General features: G+C 64.1%; 15 protein-coding genes. 5 read left to right on the top strand and 10 right to left on the bottom strand.

Annotation, left to right across the window (positions count from 1 at the left end; genetic code table 11):
* Positions 1–32 precede the first annotated feature (32 nt).
* The 10 genes from DENOEST_RS15530 to DENOEST_RS15485 form a co-directional block, all read right to left on the bottom strand.
* Positions 33–1,907 (bottom strand): nitric oxide reductase activation protein NorD, encoded by a 1,875-nt coding sequence (locus DENOEST_RS15530; protein WP_145771495.1) that lies wholly within the window; start codon positions 1,905–1,907, stop codon positions 33–35.
* 143 nt (positions 1,908–2,050) lie between these two features.
* The gene (locus DENOEST_RS15525; RefSeq protein ID WP_145771494.1) at positions 2,051–3,076 is read right to left on the bottom strand and encodes a 4Fe-4S binding protein; all 1,026 of its coding nucleotides are present in this window, start codon (positions 3,074–3,076) and stop codon (positions 2,051–2,053) included.
* Positions 3,077–3,213: 137 nt separating this feature from the next.
* Entirely contained in the window at positions 3,214–3,633 is a 420-nt protein-coding gene (locus DENOEST_RS15520; RefSeq protein WP_145771493.1) for a hypothetical protein, read from the bottom strand.
* Positions 3,634–3,674: 41 nt separating this feature from the next.
* Positions 3,675–4,487 carry a CbbQ/NirQ/NorQ/GpvN family protein gene (locus DENOEST_RS15515; RefSeq protein WP_145771492.1) on the bottom strand — a complete coding sequence of 271 codons (813 nt, stop codon included), beginning with the start codon at positions 4,485–4,487 and terminating at the stop codon, positions 3,675–3,677.
* Positions 4,484–4,756 (bottom strand): cytochrome C oxidase subunit IV family protein, encoded by a 273-nt coding sequence (locus tag DENOEST_RS15510; protein WP_145771491.1) that lies wholly within the window; start codon positions 4,754–4,756, stop codon positions 4,484–4,486. Before DENOEST_RS15510 ends, DENOEST_RS15515 begins: the two co-directional genes overlap by 4 nt.
* A gap of 5 nt (positions 4,757–4,761) precedes the next feature.
* The gene (locus tag DENOEST_RS15505) at positions 4,762–5,418 is read right to left on the bottom strand and encodes a cytochrome c oxidase subunit 3 family protein (protein WP_232096520.1); all 657 of its coding nucleotides are present in this window, start codon (positions 5,416–5,418) and stop codon (positions 4,762–4,764) included.
* Positions 5,419–5,469: 51 nt separating this feature from the next.
* Positions 5,470–6,852: a cbb3-type cytochrome c oxidase subunit I gene (locus DENOEST_RS15500; RefSeq protein WP_145771490.1), complete on the bottom strand. Its 1,383-nt coding sequence runs from the start codon at positions 6,850–6,852 to the stop codon at positions 5,470–5,472.
* Positions 6,853–6,881: 29 nt separating this feature from the next.
* On the bottom strand, positions 6,882–7,310 hold the full coding sequence (locus tag DENOEST_RS15495; protein ID WP_145771489.1) for a c-type cytochrome: 429 nt from the start codon (positions 7,308–7,310) through the stop codon (positions 6,882–6,884).
* A gap of 255 nt (positions 7,311–7,565) precedes the next feature.
* Positions 7,566–8,177 (bottom strand): 3'-5' exonuclease, encoded by a 612-nt coding sequence (locus tag DENOEST_RS15490; protein WP_197970638.1) that lies wholly within the window; start codon positions 8,175–8,177, stop codon positions 7,566–7,568.
* Positions 8,178–8,516: 339 nt separating this feature from the next.
* Positions 8,517–10,328: a DUF294 nucleotidyltransferase-like domain-containing protein gene (locus DENOEST_RS15485; RefSeq protein ID WP_145771487.1), complete on the bottom strand. Its 1,812-nt coding sequence runs from the start codon at positions 10,326–10,328 to the stop codon at positions 8,517–8,519.
* Between the two features lie 446 nt (positions 10,329–10,774).
* On the opposite strand from DENOEST_RS15485, the gene DENOEST_RS15480 reads away from it, so the two are divergent.
* From DENOEST_RS15480 to DENOEST_RS15460, 5 genes are all read left to right on the top strand, one after another.
* The gene (locus DENOEST_RS15480; protein WP_145771486.1) at positions 10,775–11,449 is read left to right on the top strand and encodes a response regulator; all 675 of its coding nucleotides are present in this window, start codon (positions 10,775–10,777) and stop codon (positions 11,447–11,449) included.
* Positions 11,442–12,860: a sensor histidine kinase gene (locus tag DENOEST_RS15475; protein ID WP_197970637.1), complete on the top strand. Its 1,419-nt coding sequence runs from the start codon at positions 11,442–11,444 to the stop codon at positions 12,858–12,860. The genes DENOEST_RS15480 and DENOEST_RS15475 overlap by 8 nt, the downstream gene beginning before the upstream one ends.
* Positions 12,861–12,979: 119 nt before the next feature.
* On the top strand, positions 12,980–14,680 hold the full coding sequence (locus tag DENOEST_RS15470; protein WP_145771484.1) for an MFS transporter: 1,701 nt from the start codon (positions 12,980–12,982) through the stop codon (positions 14,678–14,680).
* A gap of 110 nt (positions 14,681–14,790) precedes the next feature.
* The gene (locus DENOEST_RS15465; protein ID WP_145771483.1) at positions 14,791–15,537 is read left to right on the top strand and encodes a metallophosphoesterase family protein; all 747 of its coding nucleotides are present in this window, start codon (positions 14,791–14,793) and stop codon (positions 15,535–15,537) included.
* Positions 15,538–15,685: 148 nt separating this feature from the next.
* Complete coding sequence (locus tag DENOEST_RS15460) at positions 15,686–17,089, top strand: serine/threonine protein kinase (RefSeq protein WP_145771482.1); 1,404 nt, start codon at positions 15,686–15,688, stop codon at positions 17,087–17,089.
* Positions 17,090–17,125: the final 36 nt, after the last annotated feature.

The following is a 17,125-nucleotide window of genomic DNA, read 5'->3' as shown; positions in this document are numbered from 1 at the left end:
TCCAGAGCCCTGCCTCCGGCCAGGAGGCGGGCTTACGACGTGCGGCTCAGTTCGGCATAGAGCCTGGGCAGCCGGGTGGGAAGCTGGTCCGGGTCGCTGATGATCTGGAATCCCGCCTTGCCGAACAGGTGGGGCAGGTAGTCGCCTCCTTCCCGGTCGATGGTGACGCAGAAGGGCGTGATGCCCAGGCGGCGCGCTTCCATGATAGCCATCCGGGTGTCCTCGATGCCATAGCGGCTGTCGTATTCGTCCAGGTCGTTGGGCTTGCCGTCGGAGAGCAGCAGCAACAGCCGGCGCCGGGCCGGCTGCTCGGCCAGGATGCGCGTGGCCTGGCGCAGGGCGGCACCCATGCGCGTGTAGTAGCCGGGCTTCAGGGCGGCGATGCGGCCCCGGGCCCGGGCGTCGTAGGCCGCCGCGAAATCCTTGACCACATGAAAGCGGACATGGCCGCGCCTCACCGAGGAAAAACCATAGACGCCGAAGCGGTCGCCGGTGGCCGAGAGGGCCTCACAGAACAGGAAGGCGGCGTCCCGCACCACGTCGATGACCCGGTGCTGGTTGGACACCCAGCTATCGGTGGACATGGACAGGTCGGCCAGCAGCAGGCAGGCCAGGTTGCGGTCCTGGGGGCGGCGGGAGCAATACAGGCCGCTCTCCGGCACCGCGCCGGAACGCCGCTCGGCAAAGTGGCGGATGCTGGCATCCAGATCGATCTCTTCCCCATCGGGCTGGCCCCGCAGCCAGCGGGGCCCTGTCGCCAGGGCGGCGAAGCGGTTGCGCAGGTGGCGCGCGGCGGCGGCCAGATGGTGAGGCAGCGCCAGGGGTGGCGCGGCCCGGGCCTGCATGGGTTGCAGGCGGACATGGGCCTCCTGCAACAGACCCTGGCGGTAGTCCCACTCGGGTAACGGGATGCCCTCGCCCAGCCGCAGGTCGTCGGCGGCGGCCGAGGGCAGGTCCAGGTCGAACTTCACCGTGGCGCGCAGGGGCGGCCCGCCCCGGGCCAGGGACAGATGGTCCAGGTCCCGGGCAGCATCCCGGGCCTTGGGGTCGGGGTCGTCATCGAAGGCGCGGTTGACCTGAAGATACTCGCCCCAGGTGAGCAGGCTCTCGGCCCGGAACATCATCAGGAAAGGGCTCTTGGGCTGGGGCAGGGCAACCCGTTCGGCCCGGTGGGTAGGGTCCGGGTCGGCAGCGCTGTCCTGGCCGGCCCCCTGGGACGCACCGTGCTCATCCGCGCCATTCGACAACAAGCTCGACGCCTGGGGCGACAGGGGGGAGAGCCAGAGCAATACCGGCTGGGGCGGCCGAGGCTTGCGACTGAAGGCGGAGGTCGATGGGGCCAGGTCAGGGAATTCGCGGCCCGGCTCCGTCATCGGGTCCAGCAGCGCGGTCCGGATCGCCTGCTCCTGGGCCGCCTCGTCGGCGGGCAATTCCTCCGGCGCCATGCGCTGGGCCAGATGGGCCGCCACCAGTCGCCGGTAGCGCACCGCCAGGCCGGGGAAGCGCGTCAGGGCGGTGGCGGCGGCGCGCCGGTTGCGTGTCAGCCAGGGGGACTGGGGCGCCACGTCGCAGGCCGCCAGGGCGGCGAGCCAGAGGTAAAGGTCCCGGTTGAGTTCCCGCTCGGCGAAGCAGTCGATGTTCGTCGGCAAGCGCAAGGCCTCGGCTTCGAGGCAGGCCAGGGACACCCGTTCGTCGCTGCCGGCCAGACGTGGCAGCCAGCGGCGCCGGGCATGATGGCGGTCGGCGGCGGCACCGCCTATGCTGCGGCCGCCATCGCCGCCGAAGGCCCGATAGAGCACGCCGATATGCCGTTCCATCTCCGTCAGCTTCACCGCCGCCGACGGATAATGGCCGCCGGCGGCGCGGGTAACCAGGCGATGCCAGAGACCGCCGACCCATTCTTCCATTTCAGTTCTCCTTGCCGTGGCCCATTAGCGTGAAACAGCAACAACGGAGCCGAGTGTGACAGTCGAGCGCAGCGAGCCAATGGGTAGCCCCGCCCCGGGGCGGGGATGGGGGTGGGGGGCCTTCAATTGGCTTTTGCGCATTTTCATCCTCGGGAGGTGGCGCTGGTATCCATGCGCGTTGAGCGGGGCGCCTTGAAGCCGCCTTCGAGCTGGCTTGCCGCCTCGTCCTGGACCCAGGCCAGCAGACTGCCCCGGGGATTGTCCTGTTGCACCGTGGCGCAGGCCGAGATGCACTGGGAACACTGGGTGCAGGCGAACATCAGGCGCTTGATGGAACGGGGCTTCAGTCGCATGGGGCAGGCTGCCTCGCAAGCGCTGCCCTCCCCTTGCAGGCAGTCGGCGCACTCGGCCAGGCGCGACCGGTCCACACCCACCACCAGCGCCTGTCGGTTGCCCATCCAGGCCAGGCTCTGGAACATGCCGACGGCGCAGGCGTATTTGCAGAAGAGGTGCCGGGCCAGCAGGAATTCCAGGCTCAGCACCAGGGTCGCGGCGCCGATGAAGATCGCTTCATAGCGTTGCAGGGACAGGGAGAACAGCCGGGGATACATTTCCAGCGGCGGCATCAGATAACTCAGCAACACCACTGCCCAGACCAGGGCAAAACCGAGGGCCAGGGGCAGCACCAGTGCCCAGGCCCGGCGGTCCGGCTGCCGGAGGTTGCCGTCGGCCTGGCGGCCCGGCAGGGGCCGGCGCTCCCACAGGCTGGGCTTGCCGGTGGCGACGATCATCAGGCGGTTGACCGTCTCCACCACGGAAAAATGGGGACACAGCCAGCCGCAATAAAGCCGGCCCCATTTCCAGGAGATGCCGATGACCAGTACGGCGATGGCAGCGATGGGCACGAACAGGCGCAGCAGAATATTGAAGGCGGCGGAGAGGGCGTCCACCTGGCCACTCAACAGCGCGTCGATGCCCAGGTGCCATTCCATGCCCAGGAAATAGGCATGGCCCCGGGTCAGGTCGTAACGAAAGACATCAAACAGGGGTGTCAGCACGAAGACGGTGAAGAAGGCCATCTGGGCCAGCAGTCGCCAGGCCTGTTTTTTGCGCTCGACAGCCGTGCTGCTGCTGGGGGCCGGATGGATGGGAATGACGCGGTAATTCATTGCGGATCGATTGGTTCGGCAGGCCCGATTAACGCGGAAAAGCATCAACGGCGCCGAGTGTGACCAACGAGCGAAGCGAGCCGATGGGTAGCCCCGCCCTGGGGCGGGGATGGGGGTGGGGGGCGTTCAATTCGCCTTTACGCATTTTCATCCTCGGGGGTGGTGCTGGCGACCATGCGCGTTAACGGAAAGCGAAAGGGCTGGCCGGCCAGTGCCCGGGACAGGCCGATCAGGCCGAAGAGCACCAGGGCCGAATGCACACAGATGAAATAGAGGATCAGCAGCATCCAGCTCCCCATCGCGTGCAGGCCGCCGATGAGCAGTATCGCCAGGCCCAGGCCCAGCAACAGTGCGCCGGCCCACAGGCTGGCGACCAGGGTCTGGCGCAGATGGCAGCGGGCCAGGGGATCGGCAGGCTGCCCCTTGGCCATCGACCTGCGCCAGAGCCAGAGCAGGATGAGGAAGGCCAGACCCGGCGCGATCAGCAGATTGGCCAGATAGAGACCCTCGGCCGCCACGGCGAGGCGACGGTTGGCTGCGTCGTCTGGGGCAATCATGACTGAACCTGACGCATGAGGAAGGACAGGGCCGGATCGGTTCAGCCGAACACCGCCCGCACCACGTCCATCAGCGCGGCGATGGTGGCCGGTTCATCGGACAGGCTTTCGACGATGGCCACCCGGCAGGCATCCTCGGCGGCGAGGCCGGACTGCATCAGGGTCGCGGCGTAGATCAAGAGGCGTGTGCTGGCCGCCTCTTCCAGGTCCCGGTCTTTCAGCGCCCGCAGGGCACCGGCAAGCTTGACCAGTTGGGCACAACGGGCACCGTCCAGACCGGTCTCGCCCTGCACGATTTCGATCTCCCGTTCCGGCGCCGGGAAGTCGAAACTCAGGCTGACGAAGCGCTGCCGGGTGGAGGGCTTCATGCCCTTGAGCAGGTTCTGATAGCCCGGGTTGTAGGACACCACCAGCATGAAGGAAGGTGGCGCCGCCAGCAGTTCGCCGGTACGGTCGATGGGCAGCACGCGGCGGTCGTCGGCCAGGGGGTGGAGCACCACGGTGGTGTCCTTGCGCGCCTCGACCACCTCGTCCAGGTAGCAGATGCCGCCCAGGCGCACCGCACGGGTCAGGGGACCGTCGCTCCAGATCGTGCCCTCCCCGGAGATCAGGTGGCGGCCCACCAGATCGGCGGCGGTCAGGTCGTCATGACAGGCCACCGTCAGCAAGGGCAGGCCCAGGCGCGCCGCCATGTGGGCGACGAAGCGGGTCTTGCCGCAGCCGGTGGGGCCCTTGAGCAACAGGGGCAGGCGATTCTGCCAGGCCAGTTCGAAGATTTGGGTCTCGTTGCCGGCCGGCGTGTAGCTCGGTATCGGGAGGTCGGCGACCAGGCCCGGTTCGACGATGGTGTTCATGACGATCCCTTCAGATAGGCAAAAACGATTCCGCTGACGACCAGCAGCAGCCAGCCCAGCACGATCCGGCGCCAGAGGGCGGGGGCGTGGCGCAGCTCCATGAAATCGAGGGCAACCAGGCTGCCCTTGACCAGAGCCAGGGCCAGCACGCCGACGATCAGCAGACGGCCGGAGGCCATCCATTCACCCGCGGCGAAGGTCAGGCCGGTGGCGGTCACCAGCAGCACCCAGACGGCTCGGGGCGAGAACTGAAGGAATGAGGAAGTCATGGTCTTCAGCGCATCACGTAAACGAGGGGGAAGAGCACCAGCCAGACCAGATCCACCATGTGCCAGTAGGCGGCGCCGCTCTCCAGACCATTGGCGTTGCCCCGCCCATAGGCCCCGGCCCGGGTCTGTTGCCAGAGCACGGTGAGCACCGCCAGGCCGAGCAGCACATGAAAGAAATGGAAGCCGGTGAGGCCCAGATAGAACATGCTGAAGGTGCTGCTCGACAATTCCATGCCGGCGGCGAAATGGACAGCGTACTCGCTGCCCTTGATGACCACGAAGCCGAGGCCGCAGGCGATGGCGCCCAGCAGTAGGCGGGCGGCGCGGCGGGAATAATCGGTCCGGGCGGCCCGCACGATGGCGACAGCCTGGGCCACGCAGGCGCTGGAAGTGATCAGCAGCAAGGTATTGAGGGCACCGGCGTGACGGTCCAGACTGGCCTGGGCCGCGTCGAACAGGGCCGGATTGCGGGCCCGCGCAAACGCATAGGCGAGAAAGAAGACACCGAAGGCCAGCAGCTCGGCGAGGATGAATATCCATACCGCGAGGTCGCCGCGCAGGTTCGGCGCAGGCAGGACGGTGGCGGGTGGCAAGGCGATGGTGCGGGGCATGACGTAGATGGAATTCAGATTGCAGTCAGGAGGCAGGAAAAAAGCGGGCACCCGGGGGTGCCCGGAACGGGGCGCTGACAAAGCCGCCCCAGGGAGATCAACTCAGGATGTCTTGACCTGGGCCGGCTTGCCGCCGACGAAGAAGCTGACGAGATAGACCAGGAGCCCGATCAGGAAAATCACACCGGTCCATTCCCGCATCCAGTAGAAGACCGAGATCTGATCCTGTACCACCATGAAGGACTGGGGGGTGGCCGAGATACGTTGCAGCCAGACCTGGAGAATGCCCGCGGCGGTGAGGAACAGCGTGATGAAGACCATGGCGATGGTCATCAGCCAGAAGCTCCACATCTCCAGTACCTGGGACTTCTCGCTGTTGGCCTGGCGCCCCCGCAGCAAGGGCATGGCGTAGGAGATCATGGTCAGGTTCACCATCACGTAGGCGCCGTAGAAGGCCATGTGGCCATGGGCGGCGGTGATCTGGGAACCGTGGGTGTAGTAATTCACCGGCGCCAGGGTGTGCAGGAAGCCCCACACGCCAGCCCCCAGGAAGGACATCACACCGGTGCCCAGGGCCCACAGGGTGGCGGCCTTGTTGGGATGCTCGCGACGGCGGCGGTTCACCATGTTGAAGGCGAAGACGGTCATGGCGAAGAAGGGAATCGGCTCCAGGGCGGAGAAGACCGAGCCTATCCACTGCCAGTATTCCGGCGTGCCGATCCAGAAGTAATGGTGTCCCGTGCCGAGCAGGCCGGTGACCAGGGTCAGGGTGATGATCACATACAGCCACTTCTCGATGACTTCCCGATCCACGCCGGTGATCTTGATCAGCACGAAGGCCAGCATCGCACCGAGGATCAGTTCCCAGACGCCTTCGACCCAGAGGTGCACGACGTACCACCAGAACATCTTGTCGAGCACCACGTTGACTGGGTTATAGAAACTGAACAGGAAGAAGACCGCCAGTCCCCACAGGCCGATCAGCAACACGGTGCTGATGGCGGTCTTGCGGCCCTTCAGTACTGTCATGGTGATGTTGAACAGGAAAGCCAGGGCCACCACCACGATCCCCAGCTTGGTCGGCAGGGGCTGCTCCAGGAACTCGCGACCCATGGTTTCCAGCAGGTCGTTGCCGGTCAGCTTGGCCAGGGTCGCGTAGGGCACCGTGAGGTAGCCGACGACGGTCAGGGCGCCGGCTACCAGGAAGATCCAGAACAGGATTTTCGCCAGCTTGGGGCTCCACAACTCGGTTTCCGATTCCTCGGGAATCAGGTAGTAGGCCGCTCCCATGAAGCCGAACAGCAGCCAGACGATGAGCAGGTTGGTGTGGACCATGCGGGCCACGTTGAAAGGGATTGCGGGGAACAGAAAATCCCCCATGACGTATTGCAGGCCCATGACCAGACCGAAAATGATCTGACCCACAAACAGGCCGATGGCGGCGACAAAGTATGGCTTGGCGACCGCCTGGGATGAGTATTGCATGACTCTCTCCTTGGTTGCTTGACTGACGATCAGCCCTGAATGTTGGGCGGCCATTTGGCGGTATCGATCGTGCCCACGTGTTTCAGGAAGGCGGTGATGGCCTCCAGTTCATGATCGGTCAGGTTGAACTGGGGCATGCTGCGGCGGCCGGGAATGCCATTGACCGGACGGCCCTTGATGAAGGCCTTGACGCCATCCTCGCCGTAGCGGGCGACGACATTGCCGAGTTCCGGCGCGAAATAGGCGCCCTCGCCGAGCAGCGTGTGGCAGCCGATGCAGTTGCGGGTTTCCCAGATCTTCTTGCCCTCGACGACCAGGGGCGTGATGTTCTGCCGCATGTCGCGCTTGGGTAGCGTCCGGACGGTGTCGAAGGTCAGCGCAAGGAACAGGAGGAAGAAGAACACCGACCCTCCATAAAACACATTGCGCGCCATCGATTTGGTGAAAACACCACTCATGGTAGTTTCCTCAAGTCATGTTGTGAGTGAGCGGCGCCGGCTTGGCTTGCCACTGTTGTATTGAAAGCCCGGTCCAGGCCGGGAAATGCTTGGTCGTCTGTGATTGTCGCTGTTCTGGCGCGTCCCTCCTGCGATGATGGGTATAAGCTGTAAAAAATATGCAGCTTATAGTAGCGCCATCAAAATCTTAAAGCAAGATTTTTTATGCCTCTTTTGAGTTCCACGGTGCGAGAGGGGCAAAGAAAGGTTGCGGAGCTAGCGCTGGTGATGCAGCTTGACGAATACCTGGGCTGCCATCAGGGCGTCGTTGAAGGCGTCATGCTCCTCACGCCGGGGCAGGTCCAGGTCTTTCAGAATGGTGGCGAAGCGCAGGTCGATGGAAGCGTCGGGGTTCTGGCGGTACTTGTAGTCGTAATAAAGAGCCGAGACCTCGATTTTTCGCTGGGGCAGGGGAATCCCCAGGTAGGGGCGGGCCAGCCGGTCAAGCATGGCCACATCGAACTCCAGGTAATAGCCCACCAGGGGACGGGGACCGACGAATTCCAGGAAACGGTGGATGGCCTCATCCGGCGCCAGGCCTCCCTGCACGTCCATTTCCCGCAGGTGATGGATGCGGATGCTGGAGGCGCTGGGGGCGAGAGTGGGCCTGACCAGCAATTCCAGCCGCTTGCTGGTCAATATTTGCTGGCCCCGAATGGGTACCGCGCCGATGGAAACGATCTCGTCCCGAGCGGTGTCGAGGCCCGTGGTTTCGCAATCCACGGCGACCCATTCTCCGTCCGGCGGTTCGTCGAAGAGGTGGCGGAACTCGGAGCGCAGCAAGCGCCGGCGCCACCAGAGCCCTTGCAGGCGGCGCAGCAGGCTCACTGGACTACCCTCCCCACGGAGGTCGCGAGGCGAACCCCGTGGGGAATTGGAGGACACTCCCCCCAGCCCCCTCCCCGAGGGAGGGGGTGACGGCGGTTGCGGCTCCGGATTGTGTAATGCGCCCCCTCGGGGGGCAACGAACGCAGTGAGCATGGGGTCGTTTCATACTTAAAACCTCAGTTAGCCACAGAGGACACAGAGATCACAGAGGAAGATCAGTAAGTTGCAAGGGGGGGGCAATGACACGCATGTAGGGTGAAATGGCGAACCACGGCAGACCCGCGCCGACTCTGTGTCCTCTGTGATCTCTATGGCTGGATTTGCGGTTTTTAGGTCCATTCAGAATGCCTCCAGGTGGAAGTGGTGGTGCAGCAGGGCCTTGAAGCGTTTTACCTGATGCAGGCAATCCTTGAGAATGTCCCGTTCGAAGGACGTGAGGCTGTCGAGACGGATCAGGGTGTCCGGGGACTGTCCCAGGGCGAGGCTTTGCAGGCCGGCCTTGAGGCGCAGGCCCATCAGGTAATGGAGGGCCTGGGTCAGTTCCTCCGCCATGCCTCGCTCCAGTACCTGGGTCTGGGCCAGGGCCTCAAGCCGGGCCACGGTGCCAACCTGGTTCAAGGCGCCTTCCAGGGCCAGGGCACGCACGCCGTGGACGATGGGAAAGATGCCCTGCTTTTTCAGGTCGATTACGACGCCTTCGTCGGCACCCAGATGCAGTACCCGGGACCACCAGTGTCCCGGTTCGTCAAAGATGTCGATGGCTCGGGCGAAGTGGCCGAAGAAACCGGCGTGGTCAGTGACCAGAGAAAACAGATGGGCTCGGGCTTCCTCCAGCAGTTCGCTGTCTCCGGCTACCGCCGCCCCATCCATGAAGATGGCCAGGTTCATCTGGGATTCGGCGCTGGGCTCATGGACCCAGTGCCGCAGGGTTTCCTTGAAGCGTCCCAGAGACTGGCGCCAGAGGGGGTTCCTGGCCATGATGTTGCCGGGGCATTCCGGGTAACCGAAATTTTTCAGCACCTGATTGAAGTGATTACATGCGTCCTCGATGTCGGCGCCCTGGTAGTCATCGGCGATCAGCAGGGCATTGTCCTGATCCGTACGCAGCACCTGCTCGCCCCTGCCCTCGCTGCCCATCACCAGCAGACAACTGCAGGCCTGTAGCGCGGCGGGGGCCACCAACTGCCAGACTTTGGCAAAAATCTGCCGATTGAGTTCCTGGGCCAGCCGGGCGATCAGTTCCACCTTGACCCCGCCGCCGTCGAGGATGGCGATCAGTCGCTGGACCTGGGGCGCCACCGCTTCCAGGTCCGCCACGCTGTGCGCCTGCTCTATCTGCAAGGAGATGATGTGGGAGTGGTTGGCCAGGAAGCTCAACAGGTCGAGCTGTTCCAGAATGCCGAAGATTCGCTCGCCGTCCAGCACCACCAGGCGGTGAATACCCTTGCGGATCATGGCCACCAGGGCGTCGAAGACGAAATCCTGCCTGTGCACGGTGACCAGCCTGAAGCTGGAAAAGTCCCTGACCCGGAGCCGGGCGCAGTCCTGGCCGGAAATGGCGGCCTTTTGCAGGTCGGTGGTGGTGAAGATGCCCAGGCGCGCCCTGTCATCCACCAGTACGCAGGATATTTTTCGCTCCATCATCAGGCGTACCACTTCGCTCACCGGGGTATCGCCATCCACATGGCAGGCCTGGCGCACGAAGGCCTGGGAGACCCGTGCGGTGAGCAGGGAATGCAGTTCGCGTCGGCCGCCCCGCTCGGCCAGGGCATCGAGCTTCTCGGAAAGCTCCGAAAAGAGCATGGCGCCGAACTGGGCATTGGCGGAAATCAGTTCCTGGATCATGTCCTTGGGCAGCAGATAGGTCAGTACTTCCTGGCCGGCGACGAAGCGGCTGCTGCTGTTGCCGGCCACCAGGCCGCGCATGTCGAAGTAGTCGTCGCGGCCATAGCTGGCCACGGTTTCGTCGCCGACCTGCTGAAGGACGACGCCCTTGATCAGGACATGCAGATGGGCGGGGGATGCGTGGGCATCCAGGATCACCTCGCCGGCGCGGTAGTAGCCGATATCCAGGGCGGCTCGCACCCGTTCCCGCTCAGCGGAGTCGAGGCTGTCGAAGGGCGGGGCTGCGAAGTTGAAGGATTTCGGCATGGTCAGCGCTCGTCCGGGGAGAGGTTAACGTGAAAAATCTGCGCCGGAGCCGAGTGTAACCATTGAGCGCAGCGAGCCTATTAGTAGCCCCGCCCTGGGAAGGGGGCGTAGGCGGGGTTGCGCAAAGCACGGCTTCGCGCCGCCGAAGCCGGCCGTGGAACGGGGGTGGAGGGCGTTCAATTTGTCTTTGCGCATTTTCATCCTCGGGGGTGGCGTCGGCGACCATGCGCGTTGATCATGGATTGTGATGGGTCGATGGCGCCGTGCTAGACTTTTTACGTGTCGAAAAAACGGTAGGGGGCAAACCTAACAGGGGTCTCGGTCGCCCCCCGAGGTCACGGATTCCATTGCAGAAGCCGATGCCTCCGAAGACCGCGTAAAGGAGAACAGCGGGCTAACGGTAGTCCGCCACACTTACGTTCAACTTACAGGGATCGTCTCGTCTTATGCGGATTCTGCTGGCGGAGGATGACAGGATAATCGCCGATGGCCTGGTGCGCTCCCTGCGCAAGTCCGGGTTTGTCGTCGATCATGTGCAAAACGGTGTCGATGCGGATACCTCCCTCTTGACTCAGCAGTTCGACCTGCTGATCCTGGACCTGGGCTTGCCCCGGCTCTCGGGCATCGAGGTGCTGAAGCGCCTGCGGGGGCGCAAGTCGCCGCTGCCGGTGCTGATCCTCACCGCCCAGGATGGCGTGGAGGAAAGGGTGCGGGGTCTGGATGCCGGCGCCGACGACTACCTCACCAAGCCTTTCGCCCTGCCGGAACTGGAAGCCCGGGTGCGGGCCCTGACCCGGCGCGGCACCGGCCAGCCGAAGCGGATCGAGGTTGGGGCTCTGGCCTATGACCAAGGGGAGCGGATGGTCTCGGTGGGCGGGCAGGTGGTGGACCTTTCCTCCCGTGAACTGGCCCTGCTGGAAATGCTGCTGTTGCGGGTTGGACGGTTGGTGAGCAAGGAGCACCTGGCCGATCATCTCTGTGGCTGGGGGGATGAAGTCAGTACCAACGCCATCGAGGTCTATGTGCACCGACTGCGCAAGAAACTGGAGCCCTATGGTGTTCGCATCACCACCCTGCGGGGCCTGGGCTACAGTCTGGAAAAGCCCGCCGACCATGCCTGAACGGCGTTTCCGCCGCCTGCAATACGCCTTCAACTCGCTGCTGGGAGAAATTCTGCTGTGGATTCTGACCCTGCTGATGCTGCTCTGGGCCATCAGTGTGGTGATGACCTACCAGGTGGCGGACAGTCTTGCCAATCAGCCCTATGACGAACAACTGGCCACCGAGGTGCGCGGCCTGAGCCGCCTGGTCTCGGTCAATCAGGGCCGGGTGACGGCCAACTTCCCCGGCCCGGCCCGGGAGATCCTCCGCGCCGACAGCAAGGACCGGGTGTATTTCCAGATACTCGGTCCGGACGGCCATCTGGTGGCGGGTGACAAGGACCTGCCGACCGTGGATGCCCCGGATGTCACGGACGGAACGGTGGTCCTGTTCCGTGACGACGCGATCCTGGACGACGAGGTGCGGGTGGCCTACAGTTTTCTTTCCCTGATCCCGGACCAGGCGCCGGTCCTGGTCCAGGTGGCGGAGACTCGCAAGAAGCGGCTGGGGCTGGCGGCAAGCATCGTCTCCGGGGTCATCGTGCCCCAGTTCGTTATCGTGCCTCTGGCGGTGCTGCTGGTCTACCTGGGGCTGACCCATGGCATTACTCCCCTGCAACGTCTTCAGCAGGAACTGCACAGCCGCCTGCCCTCCGATCTGGCACCGATAAGCGTGAAGGGCATTCCCATGGAGATCCGCCCCATCCTGGAGGCGCTCAATGACGTGATGGCCCGCCTCGACGACAACCTGAAGGTGCAGCGACGTTTCATCGCCGACGCGGCCCATCAGTTGAAGACGCCCCTGACGGGGCTGCGCACCCAGACCGAGTTGGCCTTGGGCGAAACCACCTCCGAGGCCATGCGCCGGGGTTTGCGGCAGGTGGACCTGAGCGCCGAGAACCTCACCCATCTCATCCAGCAACTGCTCTCCCTGGCCCGTGCCGAGGCCAGCAGCAGCGCCGAGGCGGACTTTGCGCCGGTGGACCTGAATGAGCTGGTCCGTGTCGTGGCCCAGGAATGGGCCGACCGGGCACTGGAGCGCCGCATCGACCTGGGCTTCGAGTCCCCAGGTCTGCCCCTGTGGGTAAGGGGTAACCCCTTCCTGCTTCACGAGATGTTCACCAACCTGATCGACAATGCCATCAAGTACACCCCCCCGGGAGGGTTGGTCACGGTGCGTACCAGTGGTGACCACGAGGCCTGTCGCATCGAGATCGAGGACTCCGGCATCGGCATCCCGGAGGAAGACCGGCAGCGCGTCTTCGAACGCTTCTACCGGGCCCTGGGCACAGAGACCGACGGCAGCGGCCTGGGGCTTTCCATCGTCAAGGAAGTCTGCGAGCTGCATCGGGGCAGCATCGCCATCGATAACCCCATGGGCGGCAAGGGAACCCTGGTGCGAGTGAGTCTTCCCGCCGCGCCTGTGATGTAAGCCGCAAGTAAGTCTCCCTGCCTAGGATGAAATTGCCGATGGTCCGTGCACGGAGAATATCCGGAGCGAATCGGACCTCCGCAAGCGGGTAGCCAATACACATACAAAGAGGAGACATCATGGCTAACGGGTCAGCGAGTCAGGTAATCGGCAGGGGTACACCACCCGCAGCCGGACAGTCATCCAAGGGCATCACCAGGGAAGAAGGCAAGGTCATATTCGCCTCGTCCCTGGGCACCGTGTTCGAGTGGTACGACTTCTATCTCTACGGCTCCCTCGCCGCCATCATCAGCAAGCATTTCTTTTCCGGCGTCAATGAGACCACAGCCTTCATCTTCGCCCTGCTGGCCTTTGCCGCCGGCTTCGCGGTGCGGCCCTTTGGCGCCATTGTGTTCGGTCGACTGGGCGACCTGATCGGTCGCAAGTACACTTTCCTGGTAACCATTCTGATCATGGGCCTGTCCACGGCGGTGGTGGGCATGCTGCCCACCTACTCCCAGATCGGCATGGCCGCTCCCATCATCCTGATTTCCCTGCGTCTGTTGCAGGGCCTGGCCCTGGGCGGCGAGTACGGCGGCGCCGCCACCTACGTGGCCGAGCATGCGCCCCCCGGCAAGCGTGGCCTGTTCACCAGCTTCATTCAGACCACGGCCACCCTGGGTCTGTTCCTCTCCCTGCTGGTGATCATGGTCTGTCGCATCACCCTGGGCAAGGAATTCGACGAGTGGGGCTGGCGCATTCCCTTCCTGATCTCGATCCTGCTGCTGATCGTCTCGGTCTATATCCGGATGCAGTTGAATGAGTCACCCATCTTCGAAAAGATGAAGGCCGAGGGCAAGGGTTCCAAGGCGCCCCTCACCGAGTCCTTCGCCCGCTGGGACAACCTCAAGGTCGTCATCATGGTGCTGCTGGGGGGCACCGCCGGTCAGGCGGTGGTCTGGTACACGGGCCAGTTCTATGCCCTGTTCTTCCTGTTGCAGACCCTGAAGGTGGACCCTCAGACCGCCAACCTGCTGATCGCCGGCTCCCTGGCCATCGGCACGCCCTTCTTCGTGATCTTCGGCGCCCTGTCGGACAAAATAGGCCGCAAGCCCATCATCATGATTGGCTGCATCATGGCCGCCCTGACCTACTTCCCGATCTTCAAGGCCATCACCGAGTTCGGCAATCCGGACATCTTCAAGGCCCAGCAGACCAATCCGGTGGTGGTAGTGGCGGACCCGGCCCAGTGCTCCTTCCAGTTCGACCCGGTGGGCAAGGCCAAGTTCACCAGCTCCTGCGACCTGGCCAAGAGCTGGCTGGCGAAGAAATCCATTCCCTATGCCAACGAGGTGGCCGCGCCAGGCACGGTGGCATTGATCCGGGTCGGCCCGAAGGTGATCACCAGTTTCGAGGGCACCCGCCTGCCGGGTGACCAGTTCAAGGTCAGAAATGCCGAGTTCGGCAAGGCGATGGATGAGGCGATCAAGACCGCCGGCTATCCGGCCAAGGCGGACCCCAACAAGATCAACATCCCCATGGTGCTGGCGCTGCTGACGGTGCTGGTGATCTATGTGACCATGGTCTATGGTCCCATCGCCGCCTGGCTGGTGGAACTTTTCCCGGCCCGCATCCGTTACACTTCCATGTCACTGCCCTATCACATTGGCAACGGCTGGTTTGGTGGCTTCCTGCCCACGGTGGCATTTGCGATGGTGGCGGCGACCGGTGATATTTACTATGGCCTCTGGTACCCCATTGTGATTGCGGTGATGACGGCGGTGCTGGGCACTCTGTTCCTGCCGGAGACCAAGGATCGCGCGATCCACCACGACGCATGAAGTGAATCGCTGCCCCGGGCTCCGGCCCGGGGATGGCGGAGGATGGAAATGAGCAGGATTGCCTACCTTGTGCCGATCATGCCTCGATCGGGCAACCCTTGAAACGCAACATGAAGCTGGCGCTACTGGCAGACATTCACAGTAATCTGGAGGCCCTGGAAGCCTGCCTTGCCCATGCCCGCAGCCGGGGTGCTGAGCGCTTTATCTTCATCGGCGATCTGGTGGGTTACAACGCCGACCCCGAGGCCGTGCTGTTGCGGGTGATGGAACTGGTGCGCCGAGGCGTGGCGCTGGCGGTGAAGGGCAATCACGATGCCGCCGTGGCCGGCGACGATCGGGACCGGATGAACGAGGCTGCTGCCGTGGCGGTGCGCTGGACTCGGGAACGCCTGCCGACGGAGATGCTCGGCTTCCTGGCTGACCTGCCCCTTTACATCCGCCAGGACCGCATGTTGTTCGTCCATGCCAGTGCCGCTGCGCCGGAACGCTGGACCTACATCGACAACAGCCTGCGCGCCGCCGCCAGCATGAATGCCACCGACGCAACTCATATCTTTTCCGGGCATGTGCATGATCCGGTGCTCTATTACATGGGGGCCGACCATCGGCCTCAACCCTTCATGCCGGCCTATGGCATTCCCATCCCGGTGGGGCGGCATCGACACTGGCTGGCCATCGTCGGCTCCTGCGGCCAGCCCCGAGACGGAGACCCGGCGGCACGCTATGTCGAAATGGACGTGGGCCGGGCCATGGTGACTTTCCATCGTATCCCCTACGACCACATGTCGGCGGCCCGCAAGGTCCGCCAGGCCGGTCTGCCGGAGGAGTTCGCCAGGCGGCTTGAAACCGGGGGCTGACGCGCATGGTTGCCAGCACCGCCCACGAGGATGAAATGCGCCAAAGCAAATTGAACGCCCCCTACCCCCATCCCGGGGCGGGGCTACTCATCGGCTCGCCACACTCGACCGTCACACTCGGCTCCGTTGATGCTTTCTTACGCTGACCATGTATCCCTATCTGGAATCCGGCGACGAGATTGATGGACTGCGGGTCATCAACCGCGTCCATGCGGGAGGCATGGCCCTGCTCTATCGCGTCGAGGGCAGCGAGGCTGCTTACCCGCTGATCCTCAAGGTTCCACGCCTGGGACAGGGGGACGATCCGGTGGCGGTGGTGAGCTACGAAGTGGAGCGCATGATGCTGGGCGCCCTGTCGGGACCCCATGTACCGCGCCTGGCCGCCATCGGGGATCTGGAAAAGCTGCCCTACCTGGCTATGGAGTTCATCGACGGCCACTCCCTCAAAGAATTGGCTGAAGCGGGCCTCATGCCGGTGGAGACCCTGGCCAGAAGGATGGCGGCGGTGGCCACTGCGGTACACCACCTGCATCAACAGAAGCTGGTGCATCTGGATCTCAAGCCCTCCAATGTGATGTTCCGCCGCAATGGCCAGGTGGTGCTGATCGACCTGGGCCTGGCCCACCACGCCCATTTCCCCGATTTGCTGGCGGAAGAGTTCCGCAAGCCCATTGGTTCGGCGCCCTACATGGCGCCGGAACAGGTGGTGGGCCTGCGCTGCGATCCCCGCAGCGATATTTTCGCCCTGGGGGCGATGTTGTACGAGCTGGCCACGGGGCGCATGCCCTTCGGCTCTCCCGACAGCGTGCGGGGCTTGCGTCGCCGCCTCTACGAGGCCCCTCCACCGCCCCGGCTGGTCAATCCCGACCTGCCCCCCTGGTTGCAGGAAATCATCCTGCACTGCCTGGAAGTGGATGCCCGCAAGCGCTATGCCACAGCCGCCCAGTTGGCCTTCGATCTGGCCCATCCGTCCCAGGTCGCCGTAGGGCCACGGGGCCACCTGAGCACCCATGGCAACTGGCTACACCGCCTGCAACGCCGGCTGGTGGCAGCCGGCTACGAACCGGCTCCCTGTCCGTCCCAGGGCCGTAGCGCTCCTGCCTCCATGGTGCTGGTGGGGGTCGATTCCCAGTCCCCCAACCCGCAACAGACCGAGGCTTTGCAGGAAATGGTCCGACGCACGGCCGAAGCCCACGAGTATTTACGCATCGCCCTGGCGACGGTAATCCGGCCCCATCCGCTGTTGGGCAGCAGTTATGTGGAGGAGAGCGGTGGCCGGACCCATATCCGGTACCTGGTGGAATTGCGGCACTGGGCACGGGGCATCGGTATCGATGAGGGACGACTGACCTTCCATGTGCTGGAGGATGACGATCCCGCCCAGGCATTGCTCGACTATGCCCGGATCAACCGGGTGGATCACATCCTGATCGGCGCTTCCACGCCGGGGAATGCTCTGGAAAGGGGGCTGCGCCCCTTACTGGGCAGCGTTGCCTCGCGGCTGTCACAGGAAGCGCCCTGTAGCGTGACCATTGTCCGTTCCCCGCACTGAGGGCTCCAGGGCGGGGTATCATTTCGCCCGATTCAG

This window comes from Denitratisoma oestradiolicum, from assembly GCF_902813185.1.
In the GTDB taxonomy this organism is placed as follows: Bacteria; Pseudomonadota; Gammaproteobacteria; order Burkholderiales; family Rhodocyclaceae; genus Denitratisoma; species Denitratisoma oestradiolicum.
Note: the sequence above shows the minus strand (reverse complement) of the source record. Positions and strands in the feature narration are given on the sequence as shown.

What these genes read in the sequence shown, in the direction of transcription:
- DENOEST_RS15530 (WP_145771495.1), bottom strand. Translation starts at nt 1,907, where the DNA reads ATGGAAGAATGGGTCGGCGGTCTCTGGCATCGCCTGGTTACCCGCGCC.
- DENOEST_RS15525 (WP_145771494.1), bottom strand. Translation starts at nt 3,076, where the DNA reads ATGAATTACCGCGTCATTCCCATCCATCCGGCCCCCAGCAGCAGCACG.
- DENOEST_RS15520 (WP_145771493.1), bottom strand. Translation starts at nt 3,633, where the DNA reads ATGATTGCCCCAGACGACGCAGCCAACCGTCGCCTCGCCGTGGCGGCC.
- DENOEST_RS15515 (WP_145771492.1), bottom strand. Translation starts at nt 4,487, where the DNA reads ATGAACACCATCGTCGAACCGGGCCTGGTCGCCGACCTCCCGATACCG.
- DENOEST_RS15510 (WP_145771491.1), bottom strand. Translation starts at nt 4,756, where the DNA reads ATGACTTCCTCATTCCTTCAGTTCTCGCCCCGAGCCGTCTGGGTGCTG.
- DENOEST_RS15500 (WP_145771490.1), bottom strand. Translation starts at nt 6,852, where the DNA reads ATGCAATACTCATCCCAGGCGGTCGCCAAGCCATACTTTGTCGCCGCC.
- DENOEST_RS15495 (WP_145771489.1), bottom strand. Translation starts at nt 7,310, where the DNA reads ATGAGTGGTGTTTTCACCAAATCGATGGCGCGCAATGTGTTTTATGGA.
- DENOEST_RS15485 (WP_145771487.1), bottom strand. Translation starts at nt 10,328, where the DNA reads ATGCCGAAATCCTTCAACTTCGCAGCCCCGCCCTTCGACAGCCTCGAC.
- DENOEST_RS15480 (WP_145771486.1), top strand. Translation starts at nt 10,775, where the DNA reads ATGCGGATTCTGCTGGCGGAGGATGACAGGATAATCGCCGATGGCCTG.
- DENOEST_RS15475 (WP_197970637.1), top strand. Translation starts at nt 11,442, where the DNA reads ATGCCTGAACGGCGTTTCCGCCGCCTGCAATACGCCTTCAACTCGCTG.
- DENOEST_RS15470 (WP_145771484.1), top strand. Translation starts at nt 12,980, where the DNA reads ATGGCTAACGGGTCAGCGAGTCAGGTAATCGGCAGGGGTACACCACCC.
- DENOEST_RS15465 (WP_145771483.1), top strand. Translation starts at nt 14,791, where the DNA reads ATGAAGCTGGCGCTACTGGCAGACATTCACAGTAATCTGGAGGCCCTG.
- DENOEST_RS15460 (WP_145771482.1), top strand. Translation starts at nt 15,686, where the DNA reads ATGTATCCCTATCTGGAATCCGGCGACGAGATTGATGGACTGCGGGTC.